Source organism: Pseudomonas sp. P1.8, from assembly GCF_001269805.1.
Classification (GTDB): Bacteria; Pseudomonadota; Gammaproteobacteria; order Pseudomonadales; family Pseudomonadaceae; genus Aquipseudomonas.
Window position 1 is genome coordinate 141,830 of sequence record NZ_LHVM01000023.1, and the last position, 11,934, is coordinate 153,763.

Genomic DNA, 11,934 nt, shown 5'->3' on the forward strand with positions numbered 1-11,934 from the left:
ATGGGAAAACTTTAGTTCACCGGGCAGCTCGGTGCGACGCAATATTCTGTGGGAGCGCGCTTGCTCCCACATTGGATTTGTTGCAGTTGGTTCGTCAGCGGACGACCCCTTCTTCGATGAGCAGCTTAAGGATCGCCTCGGCGCCGGTTTGCGCCGTAACGCCTTTGAGCACTTGGCCACCGCCGCCGCTGGCCTTGGCAGTCGCCGCTTTCATGCGGTCGGCGCCGCTCTTGGCCTTGATCACTTTCAAACGTTTGGGCCGTGGCTTGGCTGGTTGCAGGGTGGAAACCGCCAGCAGTTCATCATCGATAACCTCCACTTCATCGGCCCGCAACACTCCGCGTCGAGCCGGGCCGTAGGCACTTTGTCGAGGTTTGGGTGCAGCGTTATCCACAGTCGCCAGAAACGGTAACCGGACTTTCAACCGGCGCCGCTGGCCACGGGGCAAGGCTTGCAGCACCAGCGCCGAACCGCCATCGATGGACTCGACCTGCGCCAGTCCCACCACCAGCGGCCAACCGAGGCTTTCGGCCAGCAGGAACGGCAACATCCCCGAACCTTCGCCGGTTTCCGCCTGGCTGCCGGTCAGCACCACTTGAGCGCCCGCGTCGCGCAAATAGTCGGTCAACGCTGGCAGCGCATCAGCACCTTCTGGTTGTTCAAGTACGTGAAGTTGTTCAAGGCCCATACCCAGATAGGCGCGCAACGCAGGTTCGGCGATGTCGCCGGCATGCAGCACCTGCAAGTTATCCCCAGCCAGTTGCAGACCCAATTCCACCGCCCGCGCATCCTGTTCCGCGCGACGTGGCCGGCCGGAGGTCGGGTGGGCGCCGATGGACACCAGGCTGATGATTTTCGTGCTCATAACCCTTTCCTTCCCTTAAGCCGCGTCGCGCTTGGCGTCGTTGCGGTAAGCCTCTACCGCCTCGATCAAGGCTTGAAGAATCTCCGCGCTCTCGCCGATCACCGAGAGGTCCGCGCGCTTGATCATGTCGCAACCGGGGTCAAGGTTGATCGCCACCACCTTGTCGCAGGCACCAATGCCTTGCAGGTGCTGGATCGCCCCGGAAATCCCCACCGCCACATAGACCCGTGCCGTGACCCAGGTGCCGGACGCGCCGACCTGACGGTCGCGGGCCATGAAGCCGTCGTCCACTGCCACCCGCGAGGCGCCTTCGGTCGCGCCGAGGGCTTCGGCTGTCCTGTGGAAAAGTCCCCAGTCCTTGACCCCGTTGCCGCCGGAGAAAATGAACTCGGCTTCGGCCATGGGGATCGCCGCCGGGTCCACCGCCACCGCACCCAGATCTTCGATCCGCGACAGGCTGCGTGCCACGGTTGTGGATAACTCCACGGGCAAGGCTTCATGACGGGTTTCGTTGACCGGTTCGGCGCACTCGACGGCCGCCAGAATCAAGCGCGCAAGCGGACGGGCCAAGTCTTGCAAACCCGCACCAGCGCGGCCGATGCACTCCTGATCCTTGACCTGCCAGACCCGCGTGGCCGGGCGTTGAGCCAAAGCCGCAGCAAAGCGCCGACCCAATTCACCGCCACCGCTGCGGCTGTCCGGCAGCAACCAGTGACGCGGGCTGAACTGGTTATCCACAGCCCGCAGGCCCTGGACTCGCTGTTCCGGTGCATAACCGCTGAATTCTTCGCCATCCAGCACCAGCAAGCGATCGACGCCTGCAGTGGCGAACGTGGTTTCCTTGTGCTCGCCGAACACCACGGCCAGTACCGCGCCGTCGCTGCCGGCCAGTTGATGAGCCAGGCCCAACAGATCGCGGTCGTGGCTGCTCAAGCGGCCGCCGACCATGTCCGGCACCACGCAGATGTAGAACGCCGGTGCTGGCACTTGATGCAGCGGCAATTGCACCTCAACGGCGGCGGTGCGCTTGGTGGCGCCACCCTGTTGTTCGCCACTTCGGTCGATCCGTTTGATGCCGTTGGGTCCGATGAAACCCATCCCATGCGGGTTCTTGCGGATGACGCCGTTGGGCCCCATCCAGCTGTGTTGCGCCGGTTGCATGGCCGCGTGCAGCGGATGCAGACGGTTACGGGCGATCCATTCGGCACGCGGGTCGCGGCGGATAATGTCGCTCATCAGTGCACCTCCGCAGGTTCACGTTGGGCTGGTGCAGCCGGTTTGCTCGGCGCGGCATCTTCGAGCAACGCGTCGGCCACCAGCTCGGCGATGTCCTTGATCAGCGGGCGGGGCTCGACCACCCCTTCGAGCATCGCCGTGCACTGTGGACAACCCACGGCCACCAGCTCGGCGCCGGTCTCGCGGATGTCTTCCATGCGCATGTCCGGAATCCGTTGCTTGCCCGGAATGTCAGTGATCGGCGCCCCGCCGCCGCCACCGCAGCAGCGCGAACGGAAACCGGAACGTTGCATCTCTTTGACTTCGATCCCGAGGGCGCGCAACACCTGACGCGGCGCCTCGTATTCGCCGTTGTAGCGGCCGAGGTAGCACGGGTCGTGATAGGTCACGCTGTCGCCTTTGTGCTGGCCGAGGTTCAGCGCGCCGGCCTGGATGATTTCTGCCATGTAGGTGCTGTGGTGCTGCACCAGGTAGTTGCCATCGAAGGCGCCGTACTCGTTTTTCAGCACGTGGAAACTGTGCGGATCGCAGGTGATGATGCGATTGAAGCTGTACTTGGCCAAGGTCTGAATGTTGCGCTTGGCCAGCAACTGGAAGGTCGCTTCATCGCCCAGGCGTCGGGCCACGTCACCGCTGTCGCGTTCTTCCAGGCCGAGTACCGCGAAGTCGACTTTAGCCGCTTTCAGCACTTTGACGAACGCACGCAGGGTGCGCTGGTTGCGCATGTCGAAGGCGCCGTCGCCAACCCAGAACAGCACGTCAGTGGATTTCTTCTCGCTCAGCAGATTGAGGTTCAGGTCCGCCGCCCAGTTCATCCGCCCGCCCGGCGCAAAACCACCGGGGTTGTCGGTGGCGATCAGGTTCTCCAGGACTTCGGCGCCCTTGTTCGGCGTTGCGCCTTTTTCCAGGGTCAGATGGCGGCGCATGTCGACGATGGCATCGACGTGCTCGATCATCATCGGGCATTCCTCGACGCAAGCGCGGCAGGTGGTGCACGACCATAGGGTTTCAGCGTCTACCAGACCGTTGACGATCGGTTGATGCGGGTTCCCTGAATGCTCGCCAATGGCCTTGCCCGGATACGGACTGCCGGCGAACTTGGCATCGGTGCCACCGGCCAGGCCGACGACCATGTCCTGAATCAGTTTTTTCGGGTTCAGCGGTTGACCGGCGGCGAAGGCCGGACATGCTGCTTCGCACTTACCGCACTGCACGCAGGCGTCGAAACCGAGCAACTGGTTCCAGGTGAAATCCTTGGGTTTTTCCACGCCCAAAGGCGCGTCAGGATCACTCAGGTCCAGTGGTTTCAAACCGGTGGAACGACCACCGCCAAAGCGTTCGGCGCGACGGTGCCAGGCCAGGTGCAGGGCACCGGCGAAGGCGTGCTTCATCGGACCGCCCCAGGTCATGCCGAAGAACAGTTCCGACACGCCCCACAACACGCCAACCCCGAGAATCGCCGCCAACAGCCAGCCACCGAAGTGTTCCGGGAGGATCCCGGCCACCGGCAAGGTCAACAGGAAGAAGGAGGCCGAGAACGCCAGCAGGCTTTTCGGTAGGCGCATCCACGGGCCTTTCGACAGACGCGCCGGAGGGTTGCGGCGACGCAGGTAAACAAAGATCGCCCCGACGAACATCACCGCCGTCATCAGCAGTAACGCGTAGCCGAGGATGCGGTTATGCAGGCCGAAACCATGCACCAGAATCGCCAGCACGATGGACGCCACCGCACCGCCCGCCGTGGCGACGTGGGTGTTGGCGATGTACTTGTCCCGCGCCACCACGTGGTGCAGATCGACCATGTAACGCTTGGGCATGGCGAACAGGCCGCCGATCAGGTCGACCTTCGAGGCCCGGCCCCGACGCCACATGGCCACCCGCCGCAACGCGCCCAGCACCGCAAGGGCCAGGGCTGCGAACAACAGGATTGGAAGAAGGGTGTTCAACATAGGTGTTGCTCCCACAAACCACGGAGTCATGCATCGATCTTGTAGGAGCCGGCTTGCTGGCGATTCAGACGACGCGGTGAATCAGGCAGACCGCGTTATCGTTCATCGCCAGCAAGCCGGCTCCTACAGGTGGCAGGCTTAGAAATCCTTGCACAGCCGCAGCGCGTCATAGATCGCCGCATGCACGTTGCGCTGGGCCACGCAGTCGCCGATGCGGAACAGCAGGTAACCGTCACCACTCTGTTCCAGACACGGTTGCGGCTTGATCGCGAACAACGCTTCGACGTCGATCTGACCCTTGTTGCGCGAGCCTTCCTTCATCGCGTAGTAGATTTCCTCGTCCGGGCGCACGCCGTTCTCGATGACCACCTGATCGACCACCCGCTCCTCTTTGGCACCGGTGTATTCGTTCTCCAGCACTGCCACCAGCTTGTCGCCTTCGCGGTAGACCTTTTCCAGCATCATGTCGCCGGTCATGATCACTTCTTTGGGGTACATGCTGCGGTAGTAGGTCGGGAACGACGTACCGCCAATGGCCACGCCCGGCTTGATGTCGTCGGTGACGATCTCGACCTGGCTGCCCTTGTCCGCGATGAAGTCGGCAGTCGACATACCGGTGAACTCGCAAATGGTGTCGTAGACCAGCACGTTCTTGCCCGGCGCGACTTTGCCGTCGAGTACGTCCCAGCTGCTGACCACCAAACCTTCAGCCGCGCCCCAGTGTTCGTTCTGCTCGATGAACGGATGACCGCCGACCGCCAGCACCACCACGTCAGGACGCAGGTCCATGATGGTCGGCGCATCGGCCGCAGTGCCCAGGCGCAGGTCGACTTTCAGGCGTGCCAGTTCCAGCTGATACCAGCGGGTGATACCGGCGATCTGGTCCCGTTGCGGCGCTTTCGAAGCAGTGGTGATTTGCCCGCCGATGAATTCTTTCTTCTCGAACAGGGTCACGTCGTGGCCACGTTCGGCGGCAACGCGAGCCGCTTCCATCCCCGCAGGGCCGGCACCGACCACCACAACTTTGCGCTTCACGCCGGTGGTTTTTTCGATGATGTGCGGCAGGCCCATGTATTCACGGGACGTCGCGGCGTTCTGGATGCACAGCACGTCCAGCCCCTGGTACTGACGGTCGATGCAGTAGTTGGCGCCGACACACTGCTTGATCTGGTCGATCTGGCCCATCTTGATCTTGGCGATCAGGTGCGGGTCGGCGATGTGGGCGCGGGTCATGCCGACCATGTCGACGTATCCGCCTTCCAGAATACGGGTGGCCTGGTTCGGGTCCTTGATGTTCTGCGCATGCAGCACCGGGACCTTGACCACTTCCTTGATGCCGGCCGCCAGGTGCAGGAACGGCTCCGGTGGATAACTCATATTGGGGATAACGTTGGCCAGGGTGTTGTGGGTGTCGCAACCCGAGCCCACAACGCCGAGGAAGTCGAGCATGCCGGTGTCGTCGTAATACTTGGCGATCTGCTTCATGTCCTCGTGGGACAAACCATCGGGGTGGAACTCGTCACCGCAAATGCGCATGCCCACACAGAAATCGTCACCGACCTCGGCGCGTACCGCTTTCAAGACTTCCAGGCCGAACTTCATGCGGCCTTCGAAGGTGCCGCCCCATTCGTCGGTACGCTTGTTGACCCGTGGGCTCCAGAACTGGTCGATCATGTGCTGGTGCACAGCCGACAGTTCGACGCCGTCCAGGCCACCGGCCTTGGCGCGGCGTGCCGCTTGCGCATAGTTGCCGATCACCCGCCAGATTTCTTCCGGCTCGATGGTCTTGCAGGTGGCACGGTGCACCGGCTCACGCACGCCCGATGGCGACATCAGGGTTGGCCAGTTGAAGCCGTCCCAACGCGAGCGACGACCCATGTGGGTAATCTGAATCATGATCTTGGCGCCGTGCTTGTGCATGGCGTCGGCCAGATTCTGGAAGTGCGGGATGATGCGGTCGGTGGACAGGTTCACCGAACTCCACCATTCCTGCGGGCTGTCGATCGCCACCACGGACGAACCGCCGCAGATCGCCAGGCCGATCCCGCCCTTGGCCTTCTCTTCGTAATACTTGACGTACCGGTCGGTGGTCATGCCGCCGTCGGTCGCATAGACCTCCGCGTGCGCGGTGCTGAGCACGCGGTTACGGATGGTCAGTTTGCCGATCTGAATCGGCTGGAACATTGCTTCGAAAGCCATGGCGGGTTCCTCGACTTACAACGGCTTGACGGTGAACAAACCGTCATCGTGGCCTTCTTCGGAGCCACCGTAGACTTGCTCGGCGACGGTGCGAATCTTGCTGCCACGGGCCTGGAGAATCTGATCCATCGCACCGGCAAACCAGCCAGTGAACATATAGTCGACCTTGCGCCCGACCTTGCCGTACACGTAAACGAACGCCGAGTGTTCGAGCTTGACGCTGGCGGTGCCTTTGTCGAGGTCGATGTCCTGGATCTTGAACAGGCCCCAGCCGCGCTGCGACAGACGCTTCATGTAGTGCTCGAACACCGCAACGCCTTCCAGACCATGGCATTCGGCTTCCTTTTCACACCAGTGCCAGGCGGATTTGTAGCCGGCCTTGTAGAGGATCTCAGCATAGGCGTCGGCGCCCAGCACTTCCTCGATGCCCATGTGGTTGTTGACGAAGAAATGGCGCGGCACGTACAGCATCGGCAAGGCGTCGGAAGTCCAGACACCGGTTTCGCTGTCGACTTCGATAGGCAATTGCGGGGCGATCTTGGCCATGGAAACTTAACTCCAGAAAATTCGTTGTGTTGCCTGCGGCGCGGACGGCCGCAGGAAAGGATTCAGAAGTGCGGCGGCTTACTCGCCCCAGACGTCCTTGAGGACATTGACCCAGTTCTCGCCCATGATCTTGCGCACCACGCGCTCGGAGTGGCCGCGCTTGAGCAGGGTCTCGGTCAGGTTCGGGAACTCGCCCACGGTACGGATGCCCAGCGGGTTGATGATCTTGCCGAAGCTGGTCAGGCGGCGGGCGTAGCCCTTGTCGTGGGTCAGGTATTCGAAGAAGTCCTGGCCATGACCCTGGGTGAAATCTGTGCCGATGCCGATGGCGTCTTCGCCGACGAGGTTCATCACGTATTCGATGGCTTCGGCGTAGTCGTCGATGGTCGAATCGATGCCTTTGGCCAGGAATGGCGCGAACATGGTCACGCCGACAAAACCGCCGTGGTCGGCAATGAACTTGAGCTCTTCATCGGACTTGTTGCGCGGGTGCTCTTTGAGCCCCGACGGCAGGCAGTGGGAGTAGCACACAGGTTTTTTCGATTCGAGGATGACTTCTTCAGAGGTCTTGGAGCCAACGTGAGACAGGTCGCACATGACGCCAACGCGGTTCATCTCGGCGACGATTTCGCGACCGAAACCCGACAGGCCGCCATCACGTTCGTAGCAACCGGTGCCCACCAGGTTCTGGGTGTTGTAGCACATCTGCACAATGCCGACGCCCAGCTGCTTGAACACCTCGACATAGCCGATCTGGTCTTCATAGGCGTGGGCATTCTGGAAACCGAAGAGGATGCCGGTCTTGCCCTGCTCCTTGGCCTTGCGGATGTCGGCGGTGGTGCGCACCGGCATTACCAGATCGCCGTTCTCGCGAATCAGTTTCTGGCTGGCGGCGATGTTATTGACGGTGGCCTGAAAGCCCTCCCACACTGAAACGGTGCAGTTGGCCGCCGTTAAACCGCCCTTGCGCATGTCTTCGAACAGTTCACGGTTCCACTTGGCGATAATCAGCCCGTCGATAACGATGCTGTCGGCGTGCAATTCGGCTGGGCTCATCAGGCTGTCCCCTTATTAGCGATTCATGCGCCGAATCGTCTGCCGGCGCTTTGGGGCCAGCATATGCCTGCGCACCGGGGCAGCCGGGTGCAAAAACGACAGGGGAATTGCCGAAAGCGTCAATCCGCGACAAAGGGTCGTCGCCAGGCACAATCGGCGACCTGTTCAAGGCCGTCTGCTTGAGCCAGAATTCGCCGCATCACTGGAATAGAGCGGCGACTTCAATGAAATCCATCCTCCTGGCTTTGGCACTGATTGCGACTGGCGTACACGCAGCGGAGGAGTCCGACGACAACCCGTGCGACAAAGTCGAAAACGACATCCAGACCCTGGAATGCTCGGCTTTCAGTAAAACCACCGCTGAAGAGCTGCTGAACGAAAACCTCAAAAGCCTGAACGAGCGCATGCAGTCGCTGTACGGCAAGAACCCGTCGCAACTGAACGACATCATCGCCAAAATCAAAGCCGCTCAGGCGCTATGGCTGAAAACCCGCGATGCCGATTGCGCCGTAGAAGCCTTTCCCACCACGTCCGGCAGCAAAGCATTCACCATTGCGCAGAACGATTGCGTGGCGCGAATGAGTGACGAGCGGTCGGAGTTTTTGGAGTCGATTGGGCAGGAGTGATCCTGGTATAGCGGTGAAAGCTGGAAATTTTTCCTGCCTTCACCAGCAGATTCCGTTTTTCCTACAGCACGTTCTAACCTCGCCTACACGTTTTGCTTAAAAGCCCAAGTCTGTGGGCTTTTAAGCAACACGCTGACAATTGTTGTTCATTGGCTATTTGAAAAATATAAGCAAAGATTCGCAAATCTTATAAAAGACTTATATTCTTCCATGAACAGCATTCACTGGACTCGAAAGGCCGTTAAGCAACTCTTGAGATTGCATTCCGTTCACCAGATTCAGGTTCGTGATGCCATCACGGCGCTCGCTGGCATGCCCGATGTGGGCAATGTCAAAGCACTGGTCGGTCATGACTACGCTTATCGGCTGCGCGTCGGTAACTATCGGGTCATGTTTGATTGGGATGGCGCGATCAAAGTGGTCAGCATTCAACAGGTCAAAAAACGCGATGAGCGCACCTACTGACGTACAAATCATCAACGACGCCGAAGGCAATCCAGCCTTTGTGGTCATTCCATACGCGCAATATGTGGCGCAGAAAATCGAGCCCGATCTGATCCCTCACGAAGTGGTCAGTCGCATCGTCGACGGCGCCACTCCCATCCGTGCATGGCGAGAACACTTGAACCTTACCCAAGATGAAGTAGCCAAACGCATGGGCATTTCTCAACCAGCCTTCGCTCAACAGGAAACAGTCGCCAAGCCCCGCAAAGCGACCCGCGAAAAAATCGCCATGGCGTTTGGCATCACCGCCAGTCAACTTGAGCTGTAAGCTGCACGCCATCAGCCAGTAAAAGGATTCAACATGAAACTCTGCGGCATCGAAATCAAAGGCAGCGAAGCGATCATCGCCGTGGCCAGCCTGGACGGCACGACGTTGAGCCATGTTGCGCTCGCCACCAAGAAAATTGCCCTGGACGATGACGACGAGGCCGCCAACGTCAAAGTGTTTGCGGCTCAGGTTGCGTCGTTTGTGCGTGAGAATTCCATTGATCGTATTGTGATCAAGAAGCGCAGCAAGAAAGGCGAGTTCGCGGGCGGGCCGACGACGTTCAAGATCGAAGGGGTTTTCCAGTTGCTGGAAAATTGTGAGGTGACGTTGCTGTCGCCGCAGACGATCAATGCCCAGGCCAAAAAGCACAACTTCGAGCTGCCGGGGACGCTGAACAAGTATCAGCATGAGGCTTACAAAGCAGCCTGCTCTGCACTGATGAAAAAGTAAAAACGCCGCCCTGTAGGAGCCGGCTTGCTGGCGATGAGGCCATGGGCATCGTGGTGATCTTGAGAGTGCCATCGCTGGCAAGCCAGCTCCTACAGGGTTCTCAATTGATCATGCTTTTGCGGTGCGCCGATCTTCCCGTGGGCACCGCTCATACTTCGCCCGATAACTGCGGGTGAAGTACGACGGCGATTCAAAGCCACAGGCAATGCTCACTTCCAGCACGCTCATGTCGGTCTGACGCAATAACTGCCGCGCCTTTTCCAGGCGCAACCGCAGGTAGAAATTGCTCGGTGTGTCGTTCAAGTGCAACCGAAACAATCGCTCCAGCTGTCGCCGCGTCACCTTGATCGATTCCGCCAATTCCAGCGTGCTCAACGGCGGTTCGCTGTGCTGCTCCATCTCGCCGATCACCTGCACCAGTTTCTTGTTGCTGATGCCATAACGTGTGGCGACTTCCATGCGCTGGTGGTCCTTGCGCGGGCGAATACGGCCGAGCACGAACTGTTCACTGACCTGGATCGCCAGTTCCGCACCATGGGCCTGGGCGATCAAATCCAACATCAAATCGATGGAAGCGGTACCACCGGCAGAGGTGATGCGCCGACGGTCGATTTCGAACAGCTCCTGGGTGACGCTGAGCTGCGGATAAGATTCCTTGAACGCGTCGATGGCTTCCCAGTGCAGGGTCAGGCGATGCCCGTCGAGCAGACCCGCCTCGGCGAGGATGAAGCTGCCGGTGTCGATGGCGCCGAGGGTTACACCTTCGTTGTCCAGCCGCCGCAGCCAATGCTCCAGCCCCGGAGTCGCGAACTTCAAAGGTTCGAACCCGGCGACCACCAGCAGCGTCGCACCTTTCTTCAAGGGTTCCAGCGCCGCATCGGCGTTGACCGACATGCCGTTGCTGGCCAGCACCGCGCCGCCGTCCGCGCTCAGCACATGCCAACGATACAGTTCGCCACGAAAGCGATTGGCGACCCGCAGCGGCTCGATCGCCGAGATAAAGCCAATGGCCGAGAAACCCGGCATCAACAAGAAGTAGAAATCCTGAGACATGGAGCGCACTCGCTTAGCAGGTAACAAGAGGCCAGGTAACGAGGGGCGGGCAGCGTAGGGATGTTGATACGCCACTTGCAAGGTGCATTCAAGAGCACAGGTCGCTGCAGTGCAAGTGCTGGTCGCCGCAGTGCGCTTTCATGGCCGATTTGCTGCGTAACGTGTGATCACCGGCGCATCAGACGCCGGAACTCACAATAAACGAACTGCCGAGGAACCTGAGAATGAAACGACTGATCAGCAGCTGTGTTCTTGCACTCAGTGGTACCGCTTTTCTGAGCGCCAGTGTCATGGCCGCCGAACCCGCCGCGTGCCAGAACGTGCGCATGGGTGTAGTGAACTGGACCGACGTGATCGCGACCAGCGCGATGACCCAGGTATTGCTCGATGGCCTCGGCTATAACACCAAACAAACCAGCGCCTCCCAGCAAATCATCTTCGCCGGGATCCGCGACCAGCGTCTGGACCTGTTCCTGGGTTACTGGAACCCGCTGATGACCCAGACCATCACCCCGTTCGTCGACGCCAACCAGGTCAGGGTGCTTGAAGCCCCTAGTTTGCAAGACGCTCGCGCCACCCTTGCCGTGCCGACCTACCTCGCCGACAAAGGCTTGAAGACATTCGCCGACATCGCCAAATTCGAAAAAGAACTGGGCGGCAAGATCTACGGCATCGAACCGGGCTCGGGCGCCAACACCCAGATCAAAGCGATGATTGCCAAGAACCAGTTCGGTCTCGGCAAATTCCAGCTGGTCGAATCCAGTGAAGCCGGCATGCTCGCCGCCGTGGACCGTGCCGTGCGCCGCAAGGAGGCCGTGGTGTTCTTCGGTTGGGCGCCGCACCCGATGAACGTCAATGTGCAAATGACTTACCTGACCGGCAGCGAAGACGCCCTCGGCCCGAACGAGGGCATGGCCACGGTCTGGACCGTTACCGCGCCGAAATACGCCGAACAATGCCCGAACATCGGCCGCCTGCTGAGCAACCTGACCTACACCGCCGAAGACGAGAGCCGAATGATGCAGCCGCTGCTGGATCACAAGGACGCCTTCGAGTCGGCCCGGCAATGGCTCAAGGATCACCCGCAGGACAAACAACGCTGGCTCGAAGGCGTCACCACCTTCGACGGCAAACCGGCTGCGGAAAACCTGAAACTGACCAGCAAATAAACCCTGATTGAAT

At 60.2% G+C, this 11,934-nt stretch carries 12 protein-coding genes; 5 read left to right on the forward strand and 7 right to left on the reverse strand.

What is annotated here, in order from left to right; all coding sequences use genetic code 11:
• Window positions 1-94 precede the first annotated feature (94 nt).
• The 6 genes from AD668_RS24860 to AD668_RS24885 form a co-directional block, all read right to left on the reverse strand.
• On the reverse strand, window positions 95-865 hold the full coding sequence (locus tag AD668_RS24860) for an electron transfer flavoprotein subunit beta (protein WP_053163082.1): 771 nt from the start codon (window positions 863-865) through the stop codon (window positions 95-97).
• 15 nt (window positions 866-880) lie between these two features.
• Window positions 881-2,101 carry an electron transfer flavoprotein subunit alpha/FixB family protein gene (locus tag AD668_RS24865; RefSeq protein WP_053163084.1) on the reverse strand — a complete coding sequence of 407 codons (1,221 nt, stop codon included), beginning with the start codon at window positions 2,099-2,101 and terminating at the stop codon, window positions 881-883.
• Window positions 2,101-4,050: a dimethylglycine demethylation protein DgcB gene (gene dgcB / locus AD668_RS24870; protein WP_053163086.1), complete on the reverse strand. Its 1,950-nt coding sequence runs from the start codon at window positions 4,048-4,050 to the stop codon at window positions 2,101-2,103. Before dgcB ends, AD668_RS24865 begins: the two co-directional genes overlap by 1 nt.
• A gap of 138 nt (window positions 4,051-4,188) precedes the next feature.
• Window positions 4,189-6,249, reverse strand: coding sequence for a dimethylglycine demethylation protein DgcA (gene dgcA / locus AD668_RS24875; RefSeq protein ID WP_053163088.1), 2,061 nt, complete (start codon window positions 6,247-6,249; stop codon window positions 4,189-4,191).
• Between the two features lie 15 nt (window positions 6,250-6,264).
• Window positions 6,265-6,795 (reverse strand): DUF5943 domain-containing protein, encoded by a 531-nt coding sequence (locus AD668_RS24880; RefSeq protein WP_008033249.1) that lies wholly within the window; start codon window positions 6,793-6,795, stop codon window positions 6,265-6,267.
• 78 nt (window positions 6,796-6,873) lie between these two features.
• Window positions 6,874-7,851 carry a dipeptidase gene (locus tag AD668_RS24885; protein ID WP_053163091.1) on the reverse strand — a complete coding sequence of 326 codons (978 nt, stop codon included), beginning with the start codon at window positions 7,849-7,851 and terminating at the stop codon, window positions 6,874-6,876.
• Window positions 7,852-8,075: 224 nt separating this feature from the next.
• Between AD668_RS24885 and AD668_RS24890 the strand changes: the two genes are divergently transcribed.
• From AD668_RS24890 to AD668_RS24905, 4 genes are all read left to right on the forward strand, one after another.
• A complete protein-coding gene (locus AD668_RS24890) occupies window positions 8,076-8,477 on the forward strand; it encodes a lysozyme inhibitor LprI family protein (protein WP_053163093.1) in 402 nt (133 codons plus the stop codon).
• Window positions 8,478-8,687: 210 nt separating this feature from the next.
• Entirely contained in the window at window positions 8,688-8,942 is a 255-nt protein-coding gene (locus AD668_RS24895) for a type II toxin-antitoxin system RelE/ParE family toxin (protein WP_053163094.1), read from the forward strand.
• On the forward strand, window positions 8,926-9,249 hold the full coding sequence (locus AD668_RS24900; RefSeq protein ID WP_053163097.1) for a helix-turn-helix transcriptional regulator: 324 nt from the start codon (window positions 8,926-8,928) through the stop codon (window positions 9,247-9,249). Before AD668_RS24895 ends, AD668_RS24900 begins: the two co-directional genes overlap by 17 nt.
• Before the next feature lie 33 nt (window positions 9,250-9,282).
• Complete coding sequence (locus tag AD668_RS24905; RefSeq protein ID WP_053163099.1) at window positions 9,283-9,699, forward strand: DUF3010 family protein; 417 nt, start codon at window positions 9,283-9,285, stop codon at window positions 9,697-9,699.
• Window positions 9,700-9,807: 108 nt separating this feature from the next.
• On the opposite strand, the gene AD668_RS24910 is transcribed toward AD668_RS24905, so the two are convergent.
• Window positions 9,808-10,752 (reverse strand): GlxA family transcriptional regulator, encoded by a 945-nt coding sequence (locus AD668_RS24910; protein ID WP_053163101.1) that lies wholly within the window; start codon window positions 10,750-10,752, stop codon window positions 9,808-9,810.
• A gap of 224 nt (window positions 10,753-10,976) precedes the next feature.
• Here AD668_RS24910 and choX point away from each other — a divergent pair, with 224 nt between their 5' ends.
• Window positions 10,977-11,921: a choline ABC transporter substrate-binding protein gene (gene choX, locus AD668_RS24915; RefSeq protein ID WP_053163103.1), complete on the forward strand. Its 945-nt coding sequence runs from the start codon at window positions 10,977-10,979 to the stop codon at window positions 11,919-11,921.
• Window positions 11,922-11,934 lie beyond the last annotated feature (13 nt).